A 20,113-nucleotide genomic window follows, 5' to 3' on the forward strand; every position below is an offset into this window, starting at 1 on the left:
GAGGCACCATGCGTGTTCTGGGAATCAACGCCCTCTTCCACGACCCCGCCGCCGCACTCGTGGTCGACGGCCGGATCGTGGCGGCGGCGGAGGAGGAACGCTTCAGCCGGCGCAAACACGGCAAGCGGCCGATCCCGTTCTCCGCCTGGGAACTGCCCGAACTGTCCGCCCGCTGGTGCCTGGACCACGCCGGCCTGACCCCGTCCGACCTCGACGCGGTCGCCTACTCCTACGACCCCGAACTCGCCCGTCCGGCCGGCCTGATGGGACTGGACGACCCCTTTGACCACCTGCGGCAGGACTACGCCCGCCGGGCACCCGAGTTCCTCGCCGAGGCGCTGCCCGGACTCGATCCGGACAAGGTGCGCTTCGTCGCCCACCACGTCGCCCACGCCGCCTCCGCAGGCCAGGCGTCCCCGTACCCGGACTGCGCCGTCCTGGTGCTGGACGGCCGCGGCGAATGCGGCTCCCACCTCGCCGGCCGCTACGTCAACCGTGAACTGAGCGTGCTGCGTTCGCAGTCGCTGCCCGACTCGCTCGGCCTGTTCTACGAAGACCTCACCCAGCACCTCGGATTCCTGCGCAGCAGCGACGAGTTCAAGGTGATGGCCCTCGCCTCCCACGGCGAACCGCGCTTCCTCGACCGGCTGCGCCGCTACGTCCACCCGGACGCCGACGGGGGCTTCCGGGCCCGCCCCGTGCCCTGGGCTTCCCTCGTGCCGCCCCGCCCCGCGGGCGGCGCCTGGACACAGGACCACGCCGACGCGGCGGCCAGCGCCCAGGCGTGTCTGGAAGAGGTCCTGCTGGGCCTTGCACGGTGGCTGCGCGAGCACACCGGCGAGGACGCGCTGACCCTGGCGGGCGGCGTGGCACTGAACTGCGTGGCCAACACCCGGCTGTACCGGGACGGCCCGTTCGGGCACATCTGGGTGCAGCCCGCCGCCGGGGACGCGGGAACCGCCCTCGGCGCCGCGCTGCACGTCGCCCACCAGAAGGAAGCCGTGGAGGCCATGCCGTCCGCCGCCCTCGGGCGCGGCTGGCACGACGCCGAACTGCGCGCCTGGCTGGAGCGTGCGGCCGTGCCCTACGAGGAGCCCGAGGACATCGCGGAGACCGTCGCCGAAGAACTCGCCCGGGACGGCATCGTGGCCTGGTTCCAGGGCCGCAGCGAATACGGCCCCCGGGCCCTCGGACATCGCTCGCTGCTGGCCCATCCCGGCCGCGCCGACAACCTGGAACGGCTCAACGCGGTCAAGGGACGCGAGGAGTTCCGGCCCGTCGCCCCGATGGTGTCGGCCGAACGGGCCGCGGAACTGTTCGACGGCCCCCTGCCCAGCCCGTACATGCTGTTCGTGCACGACGTGGCCGCCGCATGGCGCGAGCGCATCCCCGCGGTCGTGCACGTCGACGGCACCGCCCGGATCCAGACCGTGGACCGCGCCACCGAGCCGCTGGTGGCCCGGATGATCGACGGCTTCGAACGCCGTACTGGGCTGCCCGTCGTCGTCAACACCAGCCTCAACACCGCCGGGCGGCCCATGGTGGACGACCCGCGCGACGCCCTCGAGTGCTTCGGCTCCGCCCCCGTCGACCTGTTGGCGCTCGGCCCGTTCGCCGTACGCCGGAAGAAGGTGTTCGCATGATGTGCGGCCCCGGCGAGCGGGAGCACGGCGCCCCCGCCTACGCCGTCGTCGTCCCCACGATCGGGCGCGACTGCCTCGCCGCGTGCCTGCGTGCGCTCGCCGCGGCCGACGGCCGTCCACCCGAGGAGGTGGTCGTCGTCGACGACCGCGCGGACCCCGCCACGCCGCTGCCCCTGGCCGCGGCGGGCGTCCTGCGGGACCGGACCCGCACGCTGCGCACGGGCGGACGAGGGCCGGCCGCCGCCCGCAACGCCGGGTGGCGCACCGTGCGCGCGCCCTGGACCGTCTTCCTGGACGACGACGTCCAGGTGCTGCCCGACTGGCCCCGCCGGCTCGCCGAAGACCTCACCGCGGCCGACGCCACCACCGGCGGGGTGCAGGGACGCCTGCGGGTCCCGCTCGACCCGGATCGCAGGCCCACCGACTTCGAACGGGGCACCGCGGGTCTGGAACACGCGGCCTGGGCCACCGCCGACATGGCCTACCGCACGGCGGCACTGGCCGAGGTCCACGGCTTCGACGAACGGTTCCGCCGCGCGTTCCGGGAGGACGCCGACCTGGCCCTGCGGGTCTCGGACGCGGGCTGGTCCCTGCGCCGCGGACGGCGCACCACCCGCCACCCGGTGCGGGACGCCGACCGGTGGGTGTCGGTACGGGCCCAGCGCGGCAACGCGGACGACGCGCTGATGAGCGCTCTGCACGGCCGCGACTGGTGGCACCGCGCCCGGGCGCCGCGCGGCCGGCTGCCCCGGCACGCGCTCGTTGCGGCCATGGCACTCGCGGCGCCCGCGCTCGCCCTGGCCGGCCGGCCGCGCGCCGCCGGGGCCTGCGCCGCCCTGTGGGCGCTGGGCACCGGCGAGTTCGCCCTCGCCCGCATCCTGCCCGGACCGCGCACCGCACCGGAGATCGCCACCATGCTCGCCACCAGCGTCGTCATCCCGCCGCTGGCGGTGGGCCACTGGCTCACCGGCCTGGCACGGCACCGGACAGCCGTGCCCCTGCGGCCCGCGCTGCCGCCGCCCGAGCCGGCACCGGCACCGGCCGCACGACGGGCCACGCCGTACGGAGGCACGCCATGACACACCGTGCCGCCCGCCGAAGGCCCAGCGTCCCGCACACGCACACCGCCACGGCAACCGTCCTGGCCCGGGCCGCGACCCGCGTCCAGGACACATCCGGTGGCATGCACGGCGCTCCGGCCGTCGAGGCACTGGACACCGCCGCCGCCCGCCGCCGTCACGAGCAAGGCCGCACCTGCCGAGCCCCCCGGTGCCGTCCGGCCCCTGAGACCGCCCGGCCCGGCCGGGCCGCAGGTATCCGCGGCACCGCCCACTCGCCCGCGCCCGGCCAGGCCGCAGGTATCCGCGGCAGCGCCCACTTGTGTGTGTCCCGCCGGGCTGTCGGCGTCTGCGGTGGTGTCCACTTGTGTGTGTCCGGCCGGGCTGTCGGCGTCCGCGGTGGTGCCCACTCGCCCGCGCCCGGCCGGGCTGTCGGCGTCCGCGGTGGTGCCCGCCTGTGCGCGGTCGTGCCGATCCGCCGCGGTGGTCCGCGAGGTGACGTGTCGTGAAGGCACTCGTCGTTCGTCTCGACAGCTTCGGTGACGTGCTGCTCGCCGGGCCCGCGGTCCGGGCCGTCGCCGCGCACAGTTCGCACGTGACGATGCTGTGCGGCCCGGGCGGGGAACCCGCCGCCCGTCTGCTGCCCGGCGTGGACGACGTGATCGTGTGGGCCGCGCCGTGGGAGGGCTTCGATCCGCCCGCCGTCCACGAGGCGGATGTCGACGGCCTGATCCGGTGCCTCACGGACGCCGCCTTCGACACCGCGCTCATCCTCACCTCGTTCCACCAGAGCCCCCTGCCCACCGCGCTGCTGCTGCGACTGGCGGGCGCCCGGCGGATCGGCGCCGAGAGCGTCGACCACCCCGGGCGGCTCCTCGACGTACGGCACCGGCGGCTGCCCGGCCGGCACGAGACACAGGCCGCGCTCGACACCGCAGCCGCCATGGGATTCCTGCCGCACCCGGGCGACGACGGGCGGCTGCGCGTCCTGCCACCGCCCGACACCGCGGCCCTGACCGGCAACGGCCCCTACCTCGTCGTCCACCCCGGCGCGAGCGCACCCGCACGCACCTGGCACCCCGAACGCTGCGCCGAGGCCGTCGACCTGCTCACCGACGCGGGACACCGCGTCGTCGTCACCGGCGGCCCCGGCGAGCGGGAACTCACCCGTCGGGTGAGCGGCCGCACCGCCGTCGACCTCGGCGGCCGGACCGACCACCGCACCCTGGCCGGCGTGCTGTGCCTGGCCGACGTCGTGGTCAGCGGCAACACCGGCCCGGCCCACCTCGCCGCAGCCGTGGGGACACCGGTCGTGTCCCTGTTCGCGCCCGTCGTCCCCGCCGACCGCTGGGCACCCTACGGGGTGCCGAGCATCCTCCTCGGCGACCAGACGGCGCCCTGCGCGGACAGCCGCGCCCGCAGCTGCCCCGTACCCGGCCATCCGTGCCTGGACGAGATCACGGGCCAGGACGTGGTGCGCGCGGTGCACAAACTCCTCCAGGAGGGTGCATGAACATCCTTGTCTGGCATGTGCACGGCTCATGGCTCACCTCGTTCGTGCAGGGCCCCCACACCTTCCTCGTCCCGGTGACCGCGGACCGCGGCCCCGACGGACTCGGGCGGGCCCGCACCTGGCAGTGGCCGGCGAACGTCCGCGAACTGACCCCCGACCGGCTGCGGCAGGCCGACATCGACCTCATGGTGCTGCAACGGCCGCACGAGACGGACCTGGCCCGGCGCTGGACCGGCCGCCGCCCCGGCATCGACGTGCCCGCCGTGTACGTCGAGCACAACAGCCCGCACGAGACACCCGTCGACACCAGGCACCCGCTGGCCGACCGCCACGACATCACGCTCGTGCACGTCACCCACTTCAACCACCTCATGTGGGACAACGGCCGGGCGCCCACCACGGTGATCGAGCACGGCATCATCGACCCGGGCCATCGGTGGACCGGGCAGGAGCGGCGCGCCGCCGTCGTCGTCAACGAGCCGCTGCGGCGCGGCCGTACCACCGGAACGGACCTGCTGCCCCGGTTCGCCGACTGGGCGCCGCTGGACGTCTTCGGCATGCGCACCGACACCCTCGCAGACCGCCTGGGACTGCCACCCGAACGGTGCCGGGCCCGGGATCTGCCCCAGGCCGAACTGCACGCGGCGATGGCCCGCTGCCGCCTCTACCTCCACCCGGTCCGCTGGACCTCCCTGGGGCTGTCCCTGCTGGAGGCGATGTTCCTCGGGATGCCGGTGGTGGCGCTGGCCACGACCGAGGTCCGCGAGGCGGTACCCGACGGAGCAGGCGTCGTCTCGAACCGCTTCGACGTCCTGCGGGACGCCGTCCGTGGCTTCCTCGCCGACGCCGAGGACGCCCGGACGGCGGGGGAGGCCGCCCGGGCCGCGGTGCGGGCCCGCTACGGGGAACGACGTTTCCGGGACGACTGGGAACGCCTGATCAAGGAGGTCACACGATGAGCCACAGCTACTCCACGGCCGGGCGCGTCGCCATGGTCTCCGAGCACGCCAGTCCGCTGGCCGAGCTCGGCGGACCGGACGCGGGCGGCCAGAACGTGTACGTGGCCCAGCTCGCGGCGCAGCTGACCCGGCGGGGCCACGAGGTCGTGGTGTACACACGCCGCGACACTCCCGGGCTCCCGGAGCGGGTCACCACATCGGAGGGCGTACGGGTCGTGCATGTGCCCGCCGGCCCGCCCGCCCCCATACCCAAGGACGAACTGCTGCCCCACATGGGGCAGTTCAGCCAGTGGCTGGCCTGCGAATGGGCAGCCGACCCGCCCGACGTGGTGCATGCGCACTTCTGGATGTCGGGCATGGCCGCACTGGCCGGCGCACGCCCCCTCGGACTGCCGGTGATCCAGACCTACCACGCCCTCGGCACCGTGAAGAAACGTCACCAGGGCGCCGCCGACACCAGCCCGCCCGAGCGCATCGCGATCGAGAAGGCCGTGGGCCGCGAGTGCGCCGCGATCATCGCCACCTGCGCGGACGAGGTGGCCGAACTCGACGCGATGGGCCTGTCCCGGCGGCACGTCACCGTCGTCCCCTGCGGTGTCGACCCCGGGCTCTTCGCACCGGTACCCGGCGCGCGCGAACACGGCACCGCCCCCCGGCGGCTGCTCGCCATCGGCCGCCTCGTCCCCCGCAAGGGCTTCGACCGCGCCGTCCGCGCCCTGGCGGCCGTCCCCGACGCCCAGTTGCTGATCGCAGGCGGACCCCAGCGCGCCCTGCTGAGCGCCGAACCGGAGGCGGAGCGCCTGTGGGCCCTCGCTGTCGAACACCAGGTCAGCGATCGCGTGGCGCTGCTCGGCGGGGTGAGCCGCGGGCACATGCCGGGGCTGATCTCCAGCGCGGACCTCGTGCTGTCGCTGCCCCGCTACGAACCGTTCGGCATCGTCCCGGTCGAGGCCATGGCCTGCGGCACCCCCGTGGTCGCCACCGCGGTCGGCGGACAGCTCGACACGGTCGTGGACGGCCGCACCGGTGTCCTGGTGCCGCCCGGGAGCGCCTACCACGCCATCGGCACGACGGTCCGCGGCCTGCTCGACGACCGGGACCTGCTGGCCGAGTACGGCGCCCGCGGACGGCGGCGGGTGCTCGACCACTACACCTGGGACCGGGTCGCCGACGCGGTGACCCACGTCTACAGCGCCGTGTCGAGTGTCCCCTCGCTCTCGGGAGTCGTCCGATGAAACCCGTCACCGACGTCACGCACTGCGACGACCTGCTGAACGCCCTCGATAAGTTCCGTGCCAACGCCGACCTGCTCAAGCGGTGGGGCACCGCCCTCGCCGGCCGGCTGGGCGACGGCGCACGGCTGCTGGCCGCGGGCAACGGCGGCAGCGCGGCCCAGGCCCAGCATCTGACCGCCGAACTCGTCGGCCGCTACCGCGACGACCGCCCCGCGTACTCCGCGCTCGCCCTGCACACGGACACCTCCGCCACCACGGCGATCGCCAACGACTACGGAGTGCAGGAGATCTTCGCCCGGCAGGTCGCCGCGCACGGCCGGCCCGGCGACGTGCTGATGCTGCTGTCCACCAGCGGAGCCAGCGCCAACCTGCTCGTCGCCGCGACCGAGGCGCACCGCCTCGGCATGACGGTCTGGGCGCTGACCGGCCCGGCACCCAACCCCCTGCAGGCCGCCGCCGACGAGGCGCTGAGCGTGTCCGCGACGAGCGCCGCCACGGTCCAGGAACTGCACCTCGTGGCCGTCCACATGCTCTGCGAGTCCTTCGACCCGGCGGTGCGCCGGCACACCGACACGCAACGGCGCCGCACCGGCAGGCGGCCGGCCGGCGCGGGGAGGACCGGCGGATGACCACGCCAAGCCCGCTGCTCGTCGTCGGGGACGCCCTGCTCGACCACGACCTCACCGGCCGCGCCGACCGCCTCGCGCCCGACGCGCCCGTGCCCGTCGTCAGCGACGTCCGGCGCACCAGCCGCCCGGGCGGCGCGGCGCTCGCCGCCTGCCTCGCCGCTCTCGACGGCCGGCCCGTCACCCTCGTCACCGCGCTGGGCGACGACCCGGCCAGCGACACCCTGCGCCGGCTGCTGGCCGGCCGGGTCCGGCTGGTCCGGCTGCCGCTCGGCGGTGAACTCTCCAGCAAGACCCGGGTGCTCGCGCAGGGCAGGCCGCTGCTGCGCCTGGACGACGGGGACGGCCGCGCCCTGCACGCCACCGACGAGGCACGTGACGAGCTGAACGCGGCCGGCGCCGTCCTCGTCGCCGACTACGGCCGCGGCACCGCCGACACGCTGCGCTCCGCGCTGACCTGGGCGGCCGCCCGGGTGCCCCTCGTCTGGGACCCGCATCCGCGGGGCGCACCGCCGGTGCCCGGCGCCCGCGTCGTCACCCCGTCAGCGAACGAGGCCCGTGCCTTCGCCGCCCGCCTCGACGGCGCCCGCGAACCCGCCGCGGGCAGCGAACTGAGCACCGGCGCGCACGACGCCGCGGCGCTCGTCGCGGCCTGGCGGGCCGCCGCGGTGACCGTGACGCTGGGCGGGCGCGGCGCGCTGCTGTCGCACGGCGGGACACCGCTGATGGTGCCCTCGCCGGTCACCTCCGAGGGCGACACCTGCGGCGCCGGTGACCGGTTCGCGGCGACGGTCGCCGGGCTGCTGGCCGACGGCGAACTGACCGAGAACGCCGTGCGCGCGGCCGTGCACGCCGCCACCCGCTACGTCATGGAGGGCGGCGTCCGCTCGCTCGGCACCGGAACCCTCCCCGACGAGGAGGCGCCCCTCGCCGCCGGACATGAGCCGGACGACGACGCCGTGCGCACGGCCGACCGGGTACGGGCGGCGGGCGGGACGGTGGTCGCCGCGGGCGGCTGCTTCGACCTGCTGCACGCGGGTCACGTCGCCCTGCTGCAGGCCGCCCGGCGCGCCGGGGACTGCCTGATCGTGTGCGTGAACTCCGACACGTCGGTGCGCCGGCGCAAGGGCGGCGGCCGGCCGCTCGTTCCGGTGGCCGACCGCGTCCGGGTGCTGCGCGCCCTCGAATGCGTCGACGCGGTCGCCGTGTTCGAGGAGGACACACCGGAGCGGCTGCTCGGCGAGCTGCGCCCGCACATCTGGGCCAAGGGCGGCGACTACGCCCGCACCCCGATGCCGGAGGCGTCCCTGGTGGCGAGCTGGGGCGGCCAGGTCGTGCTCTTCCCCTACCTCGACGGACGCTCCACCACCGGCATCGCGCGGCGGGCCGCACTCTTCCCGCGCCCAGCGGGCCTCGCCGGGGCCGCGGCGCCGGGACGGACGCGACGGTGACCGCCGCACCGGACGACGCGCCGCGGGTGCTGGTGCTGCGCGCCCTGGGACTGGGCGACCTGCTCACCGGCGTGCCCGCACTGCGTGGCGTGCGCCGGGCCTTTCCACGGCACCGGATCGTCCTCGCGCTGCCCGCGGCCCTCACCGAGGCCGCACTGGCCACCGGCGCCGTCGACGAGATCCTGCCGGCCGAGGCACTCGAGCGGGCCGTGCCGCGGCTGGACCACTGGCCGGGACCACCCCCGGACGTGGCGATCGACCTGCACGGCAACGGGACCGAGAGCCGCGACGCACTGGCCGCCCTCGCACCGCGCCGGCTGCTGGCCCACGCACACGAGGACCCGGTCACCGGCCGGCCGCCGGTGTGGCGGTGGGACGAACACGAGCGGGAACGCTGGTGCCGCTTCCTCGGGGCGTACGGCATCCACGCCGACCGCGACGACCTGCGGCTGCCACCCCCACAGGCGGCCTCCGCGGCGCCCGGCGCGGTCGTGGTCCACCCCGGCGCGCAGTCCGCCGCACGCCGCTGGCCGGCCCCGCGGTTCGCCGAGGTGGCCCGGCGCCTGCGGGCCCTCGGCCACCGCGTCGTCGTCACCGGCGGCCCCACGGAGGACGCCCTGGTGCTGGACGTCGCCGGACGCGCGCAGCTACCCGGCCGGGACGTGCTGCGCGGCGGGCTGCCGTTCGGCGAACTGTCGGCACTCGTCGCCCGTGCCGCGCTGGTCATCAGCGGCGACACCGGCCTCGCCCACCTCGCCGTGGCGCACGGCGGGCCGTCCGTGACGCTGTTCGGACCGGTCCCGCCGCGCCTGTGGGGGCCGCCGCCCGGCCCGCGCCACCGCGCCCTGTGGAAAGCAGGACCACCCGGCGATCCGCACGGCTCCACGCCCGACCCGCAGCTGCTGCTGATCGCGGCGGACGAGGTCACCGAGGCGGCTCGCACCCTGCTGCGCCCCGGCCCGGCCAGGCGGCCGGCACCGGCCATGCGACCCCGGAACGGAGATGAGGCCCGTGTTCCCCCGGCCCGTCCCTGAACAGCACTCCACCGCGGCCGATGTCCCCGACGGCCGTGTCACGGTCGCGGTGATCACCCGCGACCGGTGCGCCAGCGTGCTGCGCACCCTCGACTTCCTCGGCGCGCTCCCCGAGCGCCCCGAAGTGATCGTCGTCGACAACGGCTCCGACGAGGCGACGCTGCGGGCACTGCGCCGGCACCCGGCGGCCACCCGCGTGCTCAACCCCGGCGGGAACACCGGTTCCCTGGGCCGCAACCTCGCCGTACGGCACGCCACGACTCCCTACGTCGCCTTCAGCGACGACGACTCCTGGTGGACGCCGGGCACCCTGCGCCGAGCCGCCGACCTGCTCGACGCCCACCCACGCCTCGGTCTGCTGGCGGCCCGCACCCTCGTCGGCCCCCGGGCCACGGAGGACCCGCTCAACGCCCTCCTCGCCGCCTCCCCGCTGCCCGACCGGCCCGACCTGCCCGGGCGGCCGGTCCTCGGCTTCCTCGGCTGCGCCTGCATCGCGCGCCGTGCCGCCTTCCTCACCGCGGGCGGCTACCACCCGCTGCTCTTCTTCGGCGCGGAGGAGACCCTGCTCGCCTACGACCTCGCGGCCGGCGGCTGGGGCGTCACCTACGAGCCGTCCCTGACGGCCCGGCACCACCCCGCCCCGTCGGGCCGCGCCGGCCGGGGCCACCTGGTGCGCCGCAACCAAGTCCTCACCCTGTGGCTGCGCCGCCCCCTCCCGGTGGCCCTGCGGGGCAGCGCGCGCCTCGCCGGCGACGCGATCACCGGCCGTCCCGGCGCCCGGCGGGCCCTCGGGGACCTGCTCGTGCGGCTGCCGGCCGCGCTCGGCCGGCGCCGCCGGCTGCCACCGGAGGTGGAACGGGCGGCCCGGCTGCTGGACGGCACCGCGACCCCGCGGACCCGCGGGGGAGGGCGGCCATGAGCACGGACACCGCCACGCCCGACGGCAGTACCAGCGTCGTGGTGATCACCCACAACCGGCGCGCCGAACTGCTGCGCACGCTGGAGCTGATGCGGCGGCTGCCCGAGCGGCCCGCGCTGATCGTCACCGACAACGCCTCCACCGACGGCACGGCCGAAGCGGTCCGGCGCGCCTTCCCCGACGTCCGGCTGCTGTGCCCCGGCCGCAATCTGGGCGCCGTGGGACGCAACCTCGCGGTGCGCCACGTCCGCACGCCCTACGTCGCCTTCTGCGACGACGACACCTGGTGGGAGCCGGGCAGCCTGCGACGGGCGGCCGACCTGCTCGACCCGCGGCCCCGGCTCGCGGCCGTCACCGCCCGTATCGTCGTCGAGCCCGCCGGCACCGAGGACCCCGTCGTACCGGAGCTGCGCGGCTCGCCGCTGTCGGGGCCCGACTGGCTGCCGGGGCCGGCCCTGGGCTCCTTCCTCGCCGCCGCCACCGTGCTGCGCACCGACGCCTTCCGGTCCGCCGGCGGCTTCCACCCCGGACTGTGGCTGGGCGGCGAGGAGGAACTGCTCGCCACCGATCTGCAGCGGGACGGCTGGTGGCTCAGCTACGCCGACGAGCTGACCGTCCACCACCAGGCGTCGGCGCTGCGGGACGGCACCGAACGGCGCATCACCGGCCTGCGCAACACCCTGTGGTTCACCTGGCTGCGCCGCCCGCTGCTGCCCGCGCTGCGCCGCACGGCCGAGCTGATGCTGACCGTGCCCCACGACATGGCCTCGCTGCGCGCCTTCGCCCGCGCGGCGGGCGGGCTGCCCTGGGTCCTCAGGTCGCGAGCCCCGGTCCCGCCGGCCCTGGAGGAACGGCTGGCCGCCCTGGAGCGGGCCCGGCACGACTCGACCGCCCGCAAGTACGTGGGGTGAGCCGCCGGGCTGCCGGCGGGGGTGTGTGGCCAAGGCCACGCAGGAAGCAGGCGGCGGCCGTCCCCGTACGGCCGTTTCCCGGATTACCGTTTCATCCAGCCCTGTCCGCTTCCCCGCTGTACCCCCTTGGTCCCCCCTGTTCTCTCCTGTTTCCCGTTGTTCCGCCTCGTTCCCCGTTGTTCCCCTCGGCCCTGGGACGGCAAGCAGTGCTCGCAGATCTCTCCCCGCTCATCGCGGCGACGGCTCGCTGGCTGACGACCGCCTTTCCACCGGACGGCGGCGTGATCGCCTCCGCCCTGTGCGAGGCACAGGCGCGGCAGGCGGTGACCGTGGCGGCATGGCTGCGGTATCCGACCGCGCTCGACGCCGGGCTGGTCGCGATGGCCGGGCCCGGGGGTTCGTCACGGCTCGACTGGATCACCGGCGCGGACCCGGCGCACGACCCCGAGACGGCCGAGACGGCCTGGCGCACCTGGGTGGACGAGGTGGTCGCCAGCTGGGCGGCCGGCTTCCTCGCCGACCCCGGCCTGGCCGGCCGCGCGGTGGACGCGCTCGCCGGGGGAGAGCACACCGCCGCCGCACGGGTCGACTTCCGGCGGCTGCGCACCCCCGACGAGGGCGACCGGCGTGCAGGGGCGCTGCTGAGACACCCCGACCTGCTCGCCCCCGTCGCGGAACTGCACCGCGCCCAGCTGCTCGCCCGGCTCGACGAGTGCGGGCGCGCGGCCATGAACTGAGCGCCCCGGTCCACGGGCGGGCCCTGCGGACCGGGGCGGGCCCTCGGGCGGTCTTGCGAGCCGGCAGGGGCGCAGGGCAGGCCGCCGGCCCCGTCGTCGGCCGCGCGGCCGGTCAGCCGGTCTTGCCCCGGCCCGTCAGCACGTCGCGGAGCCGGTCGACCAGACCGGCGCCCGGCGCCAGCAGCTTGTTGGCCGGAGGCTTGTCCGGTGCGGAGGGGTGCGGGCGGGTCGGCGCGATCTTCTTCGTCTGCCGCACCTTGTCGCCCAGATCGTTCAGGGCGTCGGTGGGGCAGGCGGCGCGCAGCTTCGGGAAGAGGTTCTGCTCCTCGTCGGTGATGTGCGCGCGGATCTCGCTCATGAGGGCGCCCACGAGCCGGTCGAACTCCGTGTCCTGCGCGTCCGCGCCTTCCAGATCCTTCATGATCTGTTCGGCCTTCGCATGGTCCTCGATCTCCTTGTCGGCCAGCGCGTCACCTCCCGCGACGTGCTCACGCACAGCCGGGTAGAGATACGCCTCCTCGGCCACCGAGTGCCGCACCAGCTCCATGGTGGCCTGGTCGGCGTACGCCTTCCGGTTCTTGTCACCGGGCGCCAGCGCCTCGATCTTCCCGAAGATCTCCTCGACCTCCCGGTGATCGGTGGTGAGCTCGTCGATCACGTTTCCACCGTGTCCCATGTCGTCCACCTCCTGACACAGCCCAGCGGTCCGTCCGCTGCAGCACCCGAGTCCCCGGCATCGGCGTTCTCACGCACCCGCGGCAGACCCGTCGTTCTGGCTCCGCGGGTCCGGCGGAGTCGGACGTCTGCTTTCGGGGAACTCGCTGCTGCGCACGCAGACCGACGCCCACGGCACGGACGAGGGCCACAAGGGCGGCGGGGAAGGCGCGGTGTGCCACCGGAGCAGCGGGCCGGGCATCCGTGACCGCGCGGCGTGGAACACAGGACAGGTGGAACACAGCACAGGAGGCACCGTGCCCGAATCGCCCGACCACAGGGACGCGCCGTGAACCGGCCGGCCGCGGTGCTCTTCGACCGTGACGGCACCCTCGTCGAGGACGTCCCGTACAACGGCGACCCGGACCGGGTGCGACCGCTGCCCGGTGCCCGGCCCGCCCTGGACCTGCTGCGCGCGGCGGGCCTGGCCACCGGCGTGGTCAGCAACCAGTCGGGCATCGGCCGGGGGCTGCTCACCCACGCGTCGGTCCGCCGGGTGAACGCGCGGGCCGACGCCCTGCTCGGCGGACTCGACACCTGGGTGTACTGCCCGCACGCGCCCAGCGACGGCTGCGCCTGCCGCAAGCCGCGTCCCGGGCTCGTGACCGAGGCGGCCCGGCGGCTGGGCGTGGCGCCCGCGGACTGTGTGGTGATCGGTGACATCGCCGCCGACCTGGAGGCCGCGCGGGCGGCGGGCGCGCGAGGCGTGCTGGTGCCGACGGCGGCGACGCTGCCGAAGGAGATCGCCGCGGCCCCCCGCAGCGCGCCCGACCTGCTGACCGCGGTGTGCTGGTTGCTCGGCGAGAACGGGCGTACCCACACGTGAGACGCCGCAGGCCGGGCCGGCACAGCCGGTCGCGCATCCGGCAGCCGGGCGCGGCAGCGCCGTGACCGAGCGCGCGGTTGCCCGCGGCCCCTTGGGGGCGCTGCGCCTCGGATGGCGTCGGGGATCCGTCCGGGCCGCGCCGGCACATGTGACCGGACACGTTTCTCTCGTCGTTCCGCGGAAACCCGGTGATCTCCCGGACCGGAGCGCACAGGGTTCGGACAGCGAAGGAAGTGGACCGGCGTGACTGCGGAAACACCCAGGAAAGAGACGACCACCCCGCGCAGCCCCGAGACGGGGTGGGCGAGGGCGCGGCGGCTGCGCGGGCAGGGCATACGCACCTGTGTGCGGGCGACGGCCGACGGCAGGGCCGCGGACGGGCTCCGCGGCGACGAAGGGAACGTCGTCCGAGGTGAGGACTGACGCCGGCGCACCGTATGTCCCGTGCCGGGGTGGTGTTTCCGTGGGCGTGCCGGCCTGCCTCATGGGGGCAGCCACCCCGTCTCCCGCCGCGGCACCGGTCCGTTCCCGCCGCGAGGGCGCGCGGAACCGGCCGGCTCGACGACGGAGGCATGTGCCTCCGCCAGGGGCTCGTCCGGGACGACACCGAGGCGCGCGACGAACGTCGGCTCGCCTCGGGCCAGCGCCCGGCGCAGGTGTTCCGTCCAGGCGGCATACCGCACGCTCGCTGTTCCCCGGGGCCCTTGTGCGCTCACGCGTGCATCAACGAGAGATGCGCGCGAGCGGATGTCCGCCGGACGGAGGGAACTGCGGCATGGCGGGCCGGCCCGGGGGCACTCGGAGGACGGCCACGGAGACCCGCCCGGGTCCCGAAGGGTCCCAAGGAGGCGAGATGACCAGCAGCACCGAGACCGGTGACATCACCGGCACCCTCGACAAGGACTACAACCTGATCTGGTATGTGGAGGCATGCCTCAACAACGCCTTGCGGCTGGAGACCTACATAGGCGATGCCGAGCGCGAGAAGGACAGCGCACTCGCGGAACTCTTCCGCAAGGCCCAGGCCGACAGCCGCAAGGGCGCGGAGCTGGGCATGGAGCTGCTGCGTGACCGGCTGACGTCCTGAACCGCCCGGGCCGCCCGGCGCGGCCCGGCGCCGATACCCGGTGCTCCGCATCGGGTCCGGCAACGGTGATCGTGGTGAAGCGAAGGGGAAGGCCGGCCGGCATGAGGCTCACGAGACGGACTACGCAGACGACACAGACGACACAGAAACGCACACCCACAGACCTGAGCGGTGCGCTCGCGTCGGTGATGGACGCCCTGGAGGGCGAGGAACGACTCGACGGCATCAGCGGGGCGCTGCGCAAGAGCGTACGCGCGCTTCCTCTGGGCCGGGGCAGGGACATGCTGCGGGGCCTGTGGCTCGGCCATCCCCTCCACCCCGTGCTGGTGCAACTGCCCATCGGCTCATGGAGTTCCGCCGCGGTCCTCGACCTCTTCCCCGGGGAGAGCCGGGCCGCGCGCCGCCTGGTGGCGGTCGGTCTGGCCGCCGCGGGACCGGCCGCGCTGGCCGGCTGGGTGGAATGGGCGGAGCAACGCCCGCGACAGGCCCGGGTGGGCCTGGTGCACGCCACCGCCAACGCGGCCGCGGTCCTCGCGTACGCCGCCTCCCTGGCGGCGCGTACCAAGGGGCGTCCCGTGCTCGGCCGGGTGCTGGGCTACGGAGGGCTGACGGTCGCCACGGCCGGGGGACTGCTCGGCGGCCACCTCGCCTACCGGCAGGCCGCCGGCGTCAACCACGCGGAAGCGGTGCCCGTGCTGGTCGAGCCGGGCTGGCACCGCGTCGGCACGCTGGACGACTTTCCCGTGGGCGAGCCCGTACGGCGGACGGCCGACGAGGTGGCCCTGGTCGTCGTCCAGGACGCACCCGGGGTGCTGCACGCACTGGCCGACCGGTGCAGCCACATGGACGGTCCGCTGCACGAGGGCAAGGTCCTGGAGGGCTGCATCGAATGCCCGTGGCACGGAAGCCGGTTCAGGCTCGCGGACGGAACGAGTGTCCACGGCCCGGCGACCGCACCCCAGCCCCGGTTCGACTGCCGGGTCGTCGCCGGAAGAGCCGTCGAAGTCCGCCTCGCCCCGCGGTGATCCAGGGCGTCACCGGCCACCTCGCGGGGGCTCGTGTGGCCGGGGAGCGAGGCGAGCCGAGGAGGCGCCGTCATCATGGGCGAGTACCCGGAACCTTCGCGGGACGCCCCGCTGTCGCCCCATGAGCGGTCCGCCCTGGCGCGGATCGAGGCGGAGCTGCGGCACGACCGCCGTTTCGCCCGCCGGATGAGCGGAGGGCCCTCGGCCATCTGGCTGCGGCTCGCCGTCGCACTGATGACCCTGGCCTCGGTGTTCCTGGCGGTCATCGGCGCGCGCACCTCGGACCGTGCGGTGCTGTGGTGCTTCGCCGTGGTGTGGCCGCTCACGCTGGTGCAGGCCTTCCGGCTGCTGTGCCGCGCCACCCGCGACGGTGTGCCCGCACGCCGTGGCGGTGGGTGGCCGGACTGAGGACCGGCCTTGGGCGGCCAGGGGCGGCAGCCGTGCGCAGGTGGACCCGGGCGCCGGGCGGGGGGAGTCCGGTACCCGGGTCCTTCCTGCAACCCACGGCCGCTCAGCCGCGTTCTCCGAGTTCCCCGGGCCGTACGGCGAAAACACGTCCGTGGGCGTCAACCGCGGGCGGGGCCCGTCGCATCGGCGGCGCGACGGGCCCCGCCCGCCGGCTTCCCCGCTCCATCTCCCTTCTGAGACCGGCTACTTGTTGGGCCTGGCGGCGCTGATGTCGCCGAGCGCCGACCCCGGGTCACGCTCGATCGCCATGTCACCGAGGGCGACGATGCCGATCGGATGCCCGTTCTCGACGACGGGGAGCCGCCGCACGGAGTGCTCGCGCATCAACTCGACCGCATGCCCGAGGTCTTCGTCCGGGCCGACGGTCACCAGCTCGCCGCTGCCCACCATGGCCGCGGTCGTCCGGTCCGGGTCCATGCCCTCCGCGATCGCCCGCACCACCAGGTCGCGGTCGCTCACCACACCGTGCAGTTCCTCGCCGTGAGTCACCAGCACGGTGCCGATGTCCTGGTCGCGCATCAGCCGGGCGACCGCGGTGACCGAGGCCTGCGGTTCCACGGTCACCGGGGTGCCGGTCATGATGTCGCGTACATGCTCAGTCATGTGCCGTACCCTTTCCACTCGTCGCGTTCCATTTATCGCGGTGCTGTCCACCGCTCTGTGCGACCGGGTACCCACGGTCCGGCACCGTCCACCCGGAAACGGTCGGGGCCGCCCGTTTCCGTCCCTTCGGGCCTGGATACTCGGGCTGAGGCCGCTTCCGCCACCGGTGGCGCGGCGATCGAGCACCGTCGACGAATCCACCGGAGCCCATGAGTGAGGACAGGGGCAGCAGCCCCCCGCAGGTCCCGCAGGGCGCCGAGGCGGCCACGGTCGTCGTCCGGCCCTACGGCAACCCGCTTCCGCTCGGATTCTTCTCCTTCGGCATCGGCATGGCGCTCCTCGGCGGCCTGGGACTCGACCTGATCACCGGTGACCAGATCCGCACGGCCGGCATCCTGCTGGCCGTCTTCGTGTTCCCCCTCGAACTCCTCGCCGCGATCATGGCCTATCTGACCCGTGACACCGGAGCGGCCAGCACACTCGGGCTGTTCGCCACGTCCTGGGCCTCTCTCGGCGCGCTGTACGCCGTTTCTCCCTCCGAGCGGACGAGCACCGCCGTGGGCATGTACCTGTGCGCGTTCGCCCTGATGCTGCTGCCGCTGATGGTGGTCGCCTTCCTCGGCAAGGCACTGCTCGGCGCCGTGCTGACCGTCTCGGTGCTGCGCGCCGTCCTCGCCGCGGCCTACCAGCTCGGCGCCCCCGAGGCCCTGCAACGGGCGGGCGGCGCCGCCGCGTTGCTGCTGGTCGCCCTCGCGCTGTACGCCGGTACGGCCTTTCTCGTCGAGGATCTGCGCCAGCACACGGTGCTGCCCGTGCTGCGCCGTGGCGACGCGCGCCGGGCCATCGAGGAGGGCCTGCCCGGCCAGCACACCCGGCTGCCCAGGGAACCGGGGATCCGCAAGCAACTGTGAACAGCGCACCCACTCGACCCGCGCGATGCGCCGCGCCCGCGCGCCTATCCGCCGGATCGTTCGTCGCCTCCCCGGCCCGCGGCCCGGGCGATCGCGTAGGCGGCCAGTGACACCACGGCCCAGGCGGCCGTCGCGGCCACGAGCGCCGGCCACGCCGAGTGCCGGCGCACGAGAACCGTGACGACGACCGCGAACGCCAGAAGCCCCAGGGTGCCCAGCGCGGCCCCGCGCGTATCGTCGCGGGCGCGGCGCAGGCCCTCCTCCTCGGCGACGAGGGTCACGCTGGCCAGCAGGATGGCGGGGAAGGCGAGGAACACGCCGCCGACGTACGGTCCGAACAGCGCGGACACGATGGCCGCGATCAGTGACACGCCCGCGCCGAAGCCGAAGCGGACCAGCACGTCCTTGCGCGGGGTGCGCAGGGCCGCCCGCCACTCGACCCGCACCCGGTCGGTGTCCTCGTCGCCGCTTTCGCTCCGGGGGCCCCCAGCCCCGCTCACGGCGCCACCGCGTAGGCGAGGCCGGCCGCTGCCGCGAACCACACGACGAGTGCCGCCGCCGACCCCCGCAGGGCCCCGAACCGGGCGAGGGCCGGGACGGCGACGAGACAGTAGGCGGTGAAGGCCGCCGCTCCGGCGGCCATCCCCCGTGCCGCGGTCGCCGCGTCCGCGTCGCCCTTGAACACCACCGTCAGGATCAGCCCGCCCAGCGCCACCGACGGGGCCGCGGCGAAGATCCCGGCCAGCCGCTTGGGCTGGACGGTTTCCGCCGCCAGCGCGAAACCCACCACGAACAGGCCGCCGATGAGGGCCTTCAGGACGAACTCCAGCAGGTTCTGCATCCCCACAGCCTCAGCAGGAAGCGACCTCCAGGCAACGACCCACGCCGGACGCGGGGCGTCGGCCGTCACGGCGGCAGCAGGGTGCCGAGCGGTCCCAGGTCGAGGTTGAGGTCGGCCAAGGTGAGGCCGTAGCGGTCGCACAGTTCGGCCATGCGGTCGTGCAGCAGCATCAGGGTCAGGCCGAGTCGTTCCTCCTGCTCCTCGGTCAGGTCGCCCTCGTCGACCCGGTGCAGCGCCTGGCGCTCCATCAGCTGGCGCAGCAGCTCGACGATGGTCAGGACGAGCTTGACGAGGTCCCGCTCCACCGTGTCCGGGTCGGCGCGCAGTCGACGCGCGGCGCCCGATCCCCGCCCGGACGGGGAGAGATCGTCCGGGCGGGCCGGCAGCAGCGAGAACGCCCGGTCGGCGGCCTCGGCCACCTCCCGCATGCGGTCGGCCTCCCGCATGCGGCCGGCGGACCCGGCGGGCGGGCGGTCAGCCGGGCTCGTCACCGCCGCCGCCACGCTCGGTGAGCACGGGCCCCGCCGGAAGGAACGTCGCCCACTGCTCGTCCAACTGTTCACGGACGGCGATCACCACCGCGCGCAGTGAGATCCGCACGAGGTCGATGTCGGAGATGGACAGCACGAGATCTCCGCTGAGCACCACACCGCCGCTCAGCAGCCGGTCCAGCAGGTCGATCAGGGCGACCTGCTGCTGCCGGCCCCTGCGGTCGTCGTACGCGTCGTACCCGCTCACCGCCGCCCGGCCTCCTCCTGCTCGTCGGGGGAGAGCGGGACGGTGAAGGAGTACGGCGCCCAGGGTCCGGTGACGTCCACGCGTACCCCGTGCAGGCCGTCCGCGGCGTGCAGCATCCGGTCGCGGAACTCCTCGGCCAGCCGCCGGGGGACCAGATAGGCGTCATTGGCGACGTTCTCCCCGGGCACCTGGGCAAGGCTGCCCTCCTGCGGCCGGTGCCGGGCGCGTTCGGCCGCCAGACCGCGGGCCTGTTCCTCGGTGCGCCGGACGGCCTCCTCGGCGAGCCGCCACGCGTCCTGCCGCTCCTGTCGCTGGTGCCTGCGGCTGCGCAGATACGCGCGTCCCGGGTTCGCCTCGTCGGCCGGGCCGCCGGCCGCCTCCGGGGCCGGCGCGGAGGCGGGCGCCGCCTCGACGTACACCTTCACGCCCCATTCCACATGGCCGGCCAGCCGGTCCAGCAGCGCGGCGAACGCCGCCTGACGCTCGTGCAGGATGTCCCGCACCCGGTCCTCGTCGAGATACACGGTGGCCAGCCGCAGCGGCAGCACCGTGGTCCGCGCGGCCAGGGCCTCGATGACCCGGTGGTGGGCGCGGGCCGTCGCCTCCAGCCAGCGCATGTCCTCCAGAGCGTCCTTCAGCGCCGCCTCCGAGAACTCGTCCCGGGGCACCTCGCTCACCACGGCGGCCACCTGGCCCGAAGCGACCAGGCCCACCGGGGCGTCCGCGACACCGCGGACATCCGCGAGCGCGATCCGCTCCGACTCGGCGGATCTCACCACCGCGTAGGCGTAGCACAGCCCCTCGTCCACCGCTG

General features: G+C 75.1%; 24 protein-coding genes. 17 read left to right on the plus strand and 7 right to left on the minus strand.

The genetic code is table 11. The features are described 5' to 3' along the window. Window positions 1-8 precede the first annotated feature (8 nt). The 11 genes from ACIRFL_RS00270 (at window position 9) to ACIRFL_RS00320 (ending at window position 12,086) form a co-directional block, all read left to right on the plus strand. Window positions 9-1,643 (plus strand): carbamoyltransferase, encoded by a 1,635-nt coding sequence (locus ACIRFL_RS00270; RefSeq protein ID WP_404022667.1) that lies wholly within the window; start codon window positions 9-11, stop codon window positions 1,641-1,643. After that, window positions 1,643-2,722 (plus strand): glycosyltransferase family 2 protein, encoded by a 1,080-nt coding sequence (locus ACIRFL_RS00275; protein WP_404023151.1) that lies wholly within the window; start codon window positions 1,643-1,645, stop codon window positions 2,720-2,722. The genes ACIRFL_RS00270 and ACIRFL_RS00275 overlap by 1 nt, the downstream gene beginning before the upstream one ends. Window positions 2,723-3,206: 484 nt before the next feature. Continuing rightward, window positions 3,207-4,214 carry a glycosyltransferase family 9 protein gene (locus ACIRFL_RS00280; protein ID WP_404022668.1) on the plus strand — a complete coding sequence of 336 codons (1,008 nt, stop codon included), beginning with the start codon at window positions 3,207-3,209 and terminating at the stop codon, window positions 4,212-4,214. After that, window positions 4,211-5,173 (plus strand): glycosyltransferase, encoded by a 963-nt coding sequence (locus ACIRFL_RS00285; protein WP_404022670.1) that lies wholly within the window; start codon window positions 4,211-4,213, stop codon window positions 5,171-5,173. The genes ACIRFL_RS00280 and ACIRFL_RS00285 overlap by 4 nt, the downstream gene beginning before the upstream one ends. Beyond that, window positions 5,170-6,408 carry a glycosyltransferase gene (locus ACIRFL_RS00290; protein WP_404022671.1) on the plus strand — a complete coding sequence of 413 codons (1,239 nt, stop codon included), beginning with the start codon at window positions 5,170-5,172 and terminating at the stop codon, window positions 6,406-6,408. Before ACIRFL_RS00285 ends, ACIRFL_RS00290 begins: the two co-directional genes overlap by 4 nt. Next, window positions 6,405-7,037 carry an SIS domain-containing protein gene (locus ACIRFL_RS00295; RefSeq protein ID WP_404022673.1) on the plus strand — a complete coding sequence of 211 codons (633 nt, stop codon included), beginning with the start codon at window positions 6,405-6,407 and terminating at the stop codon, window positions 7,035-7,037. The genes ACIRFL_RS00290 and ACIRFL_RS00295 overlap by 4 nt, the downstream gene beginning before the upstream one ends. Then, the gene (locus ACIRFL_RS00300; RefSeq protein WP_404022675.1) at window positions 7,034-8,485 is read left to right on the plus strand and encodes a PfkB family carbohydrate kinase; all 1,452 of its coding nucleotides are present in this window, start codon (window positions 7,034-7,036) and stop codon (window positions 8,483-8,485) included. The genes ACIRFL_RS00295 and ACIRFL_RS00300 overlap by 4 nt, the downstream gene beginning before the upstream one ends. After that, on the plus strand, window positions 8,482-9,519 hold the full coding sequence (locus ACIRFL_RS00305; RefSeq protein WP_404022676.1) for a glycosyltransferase family 9 protein: 1,038 nt from the start codon (window positions 8,482-8,484) through the stop codon (window positions 9,517-9,519). The genes ACIRFL_RS00300 and ACIRFL_RS00305 overlap by 4 nt, the downstream gene beginning before the upstream one ends. Continuing rightward, window positions 9,497-10,438 (plus strand): glycosyltransferase family 2 protein, encoded by a 942-nt coding sequence (locus ACIRFL_RS00310; RefSeq protein ID WP_404022678.1) that lies wholly within the window; start codon window positions 9,497-9,499, stop codon window positions 10,436-10,438. The genes ACIRFL_RS00305 and ACIRFL_RS00310 overlap by 23 nt, the downstream gene beginning before the upstream one ends. Next, window positions 10,435-11,349: a glycosyltransferase family 2 protein gene (locus ACIRFL_RS00315; protein ID WP_404022679.1), complete on the plus strand. Its 915-nt coding sequence runs from the start codon at window positions 10,435-10,437 to the stop codon at window positions 11,347-11,349. Before ACIRFL_RS00310 ends, ACIRFL_RS00315 begins: the two co-directional genes overlap by 4 nt. A 206-nt stretch (window positions 11,350-11,555) precedes the next feature. Then, on the plus strand, window positions 11,556-12,086 hold the full coding sequence (locus ACIRFL_RS00320) for a hypothetical protein (RefSeq protein WP_404022681.1): 531 nt from the start codon (window positions 11,556-11,558) through the stop codon (window positions 12,084-12,086). Between the two features lie 112 nt (window positions 12,087-12,198). On the opposite strand, the gene ACIRFL_RS00325 is transcribed toward ACIRFL_RS00320, so the two are convergent. Next, window positions 12,199-12,762, minus strand: coding sequence for a hemerythrin domain-containing protein (locus ACIRFL_RS00325; protein WP_404022683.1), 564 nt, complete (start codon window positions 12,760-12,762; stop codon window positions 12,199-12,201). Between the two features lie 327 nt (window positions 12,763-13,089). On the opposite strand from ACIRFL_RS00325, the gene ACIRFL_RS00330 reads away from it, so the two are divergent. The 5 genes from ACIRFL_RS00330 to ACIRFL_RS00350 all read left to right on the plus strand — a co-directional run bounded on the left by ACIRFL_RS00330 (window position 13,090) and on the right by ACIRFL_RS00350 (window position 16,146). After that, a complete protein-coding gene (locus ACIRFL_RS00330; RefSeq protein WP_404022685.1) occupies window positions 13,090-13,626 on the plus strand; it encodes a D-glycero-alpha-D-manno-heptose-1,7-bisphosphate 7-phosphatase in 537 nt (178 codons plus the stop codon). Between the two features lie 243 nt (window positions 13,627-13,869). After that, on the plus strand, window positions 13,870-14,049 hold the full coding sequence (locus ACIRFL_RS00335; protein ID WP_404022686.1) for a hypothetical protein: 180 nt from the start codon (window positions 13,870-13,872) through the stop codon (window positions 14,047-14,049). A 430-nt stretch (window positions 14,050-14,479) separates the two neighbouring features. Next, a complete protein-coding gene (locus tag ACIRFL_RS00340) occupies window positions 14,480-14,713 on the plus strand; it encodes a hypothetical protein (RefSeq protein WP_351746275.1) in 234 nt (77 codons plus the stop codon). A gap of 101 nt (window positions 14,714-14,814) precedes the next feature. Next, window positions 14,815-15,738 carry a Rieske 2Fe-2S domain-containing protein gene (locus ACIRFL_RS00345; protein ID WP_404022688.1) on the plus strand — a complete coding sequence of 308 codons (924 nt, stop codon included), beginning with the start codon at window positions 14,815-14,817 and terminating at the stop codon, window positions 15,736-15,738. Between the two features lie 75 nt (window positions 15,739-15,813). Continuing rightward, window positions 15,814-16,146 carry a DUF3040 domain-containing protein gene (locus tag ACIRFL_RS00350; protein WP_404022689.1) on the plus strand — a complete coding sequence of 111 codons (333 nt, stop codon included), beginning with the start codon at window positions 15,814-15,816 and terminating at the stop codon, window positions 16,144-16,146. A 243-nt stretch (window positions 16,147-16,389) separates the two neighbouring features. Here ACIRFL_RS00350 and ACIRFL_RS00355 read toward each other — a convergent pair whose 3' ends face one another. Further along, window positions 16,390-16,809 (minus strand): CBS domain-containing protein, encoded by a 420-nt coding sequence (locus ACIRFL_RS00355; protein ID WP_404022690.1) that lies wholly within the window; start codon window positions 16,807-16,809, stop codon window positions 16,390-16,392. A 209-nt stretch (window positions 16,810-17,018) separates the two neighbouring features. Here ACIRFL_RS00355 and ACIRFL_RS00360 point away from each other — a divergent pair, with 209 nt between their 5' ends. Beyond that, a complete protein-coding gene (locus ACIRFL_RS00360) occupies window positions 17,019-17,720 on the plus strand; it encodes a GPR1/FUN34/YaaH family transporter (RefSeq protein ID WP_404022692.1) in 702 nt (233 codons plus the stop codon). 44 nt (window positions 17,721-17,764) lie between these two features. Here ACIRFL_RS00360 and ACIRFL_RS00365 read toward each other — a convergent pair whose 3' ends face one another. From ACIRFL_RS00365 to ACIRFL_RS00385, 5 genes are all read right to left on the minus strand, one after another. Further along, window positions 17,765-18,220: a DUF3147 family protein gene (locus ACIRFL_RS00365; protein WP_404022693.1), complete on the minus strand. Its 456-nt coding sequence runs from the start codon at window positions 18,218-18,220 to the stop codon at window positions 17,765-17,767. Then, window positions 18,217-18,561: a DUF3147 family protein gene (locus ACIRFL_RS00370; protein WP_404022694.1), complete on the minus strand. Its 345-nt coding sequence runs from the start codon at window positions 18,559-18,561 to the stop codon at window positions 18,217-18,219. Before ACIRFL_RS00370 ends, ACIRFL_RS00365 begins: the two co-directional genes overlap by 4 nt. Window positions 18,562-18,626: 65 nt before the next feature. After that, window positions 18,627-19,007 carry a gas vesicle protein K gene (locus ACIRFL_RS00375; protein WP_404022695.1) on the minus strand — a complete coding sequence of 127 codons (381 nt, stop codon included), beginning with the start codon at window positions 19,005-19,007 and terminating at the stop codon, window positions 18,627-18,629. Window positions 19,008-19,035: 28 nt separating this feature from the next. Further along, window positions 19,036-19,299 carry a gas vesicle protein gene (locus ACIRFL_RS00380; protein ID WP_404022696.1) on the minus strand — a complete coding sequence of 88 codons (264 nt, stop codon included), beginning with the start codon at window positions 19,297-19,299 and terminating at the stop codon, window positions 19,036-19,038. Then, on the minus strand, window positions 19,296-20,108 hold the full coding sequence (locus ACIRFL_RS00385; protein WP_404022698.1) for a GvpL/GvpF family gas vesicle protein: 813 nt from the start codon (window positions 20,106-20,108) through the stop codon (window positions 19,296-19,298). Before ACIRFL_RS00385 ends, ACIRFL_RS00380 begins: the two co-directional genes overlap by 4 nt. Between the last annotated feature and the right edge of the window lie 5 nt (window positions 20,109-20,113).

This window comes from Streptomyces sp. NPDC102462 (genome assembly GCF_044765425.1).
GTDB lineage: Bacteria > Actinomycetota > Actinomycetes > Streptomycetales > Streptomycetaceae > Streptomyces.

What these genes read in the sequence shown, in the direction of transcription:
- ACIRFL_RS00270 (WP_404022667.1), top strand. Translation starts at nt 9, where the DNA reads ATGCGTGTTCTGGGAATCAACGCCCTCTTCCACGACCCCGCCGCCGCA.
- ACIRFL_RS00275 (WP_404023151.1), top strand. Translation starts at nt 1,643, where the DNA reads ATGTGCGGCCCCGGCGAGCGGGAGCACGGCGCCCCCGCCTACGCCGTC.
- ACIRFL_RS00285 (WP_404022670.1), top strand. Translation starts at nt 4,211, where the DNA reads ATGAACATCCTTGTCTGGCATGTGCACGGCTCATGGCTCACCTCGTTC.
- ACIRFL_RS00290 (WP_404022671.1), top strand. Translation starts at nt 5,170, where the DNA reads ATGAGCCACAGCTACTCCACGGCCGGGCGCGTCGCCATGGTCTCCGAG.
- ACIRFL_RS00295 (WP_404022673.1), top strand. Translation starts at nt 6,405, where the DNA reads ATGAAACCCGTCACCGACGTCACGCACTGCGACGACCTGCTGAACGCC.
- ACIRFL_RS00300 (WP_404022675.1), top strand. Translation starts at nt 7,034, where the DNA reads ATGACCACGCCAAGCCCGCTGCTCGTCGTCGGGGACGCCCTGCTCGAC.
- ACIRFL_RS00315 (WP_404022679.1), top strand. Translation starts at nt 10,435, where the DNA reads ATGAGCACGGACACCGCCACGCCCGACGGCAGTACCAGCGTCGTGGTG.
- ACIRFL_RS00325 (WP_404022683.1), bottom strand. Translation starts at nt 12,762, where the DNA reads ATGGGACACGGTGGAAACGTGATCGACGAGCTCACCACCGATCACCGG.
- ACIRFL_RS00340 (WP_351746275.1), top strand. Translation starts at nt 14,480, where the DNA reads ATGACCAGCAGCACCGAGACCGGTGACATCACCGGCACCCTCGACAAG.
- ACIRFL_RS00345 (WP_404022688.1), top strand. Translation starts at nt 14,815, where the DNA reads ATGAGGCTCACGAGACGGACTACGCAGACGACACAGACGACACAGAAA.
- ACIRFL_RS00350 (WP_404022689.1), top strand. Translation starts at nt 15,814, where the DNA reads ATGGGCGAGTACCCGGAACCTTCGCGGGACGCCCCGCTGTCGCCCCAT.
- ACIRFL_RS00355 (WP_404022690.1), bottom strand. Translation starts at nt 16,809, where the DNA reads ATGACTGAGCATGTACGCGACATCATGACCGGCACCCCGGTGACCGTG.
- ACIRFL_RS00360 (WP_404022692.1), top strand. Translation starts at nt 17,019, where the DNA reads ATGAGTGAGGACAGGGGCAGCAGCCCCCCGCAGGTCCCGCAGGGCGCC.
- ACIRFL_RS00370 (WP_404022694.1), bottom strand. Translation starts at nt 18,561, where the DNA reads ATGCAGAACCTGCTGGAGTTCGTCCTGAAGGCCCTCATCGGCGGCCTG.
- ACIRFL_RS00375 (WP_404022695.1), bottom strand. Translation starts at nt 19,007, where the DNA reads ATGCGGGAGGCCGACCGCATGCGGGAGGTGGCCGAGGCCGCCGACCGG.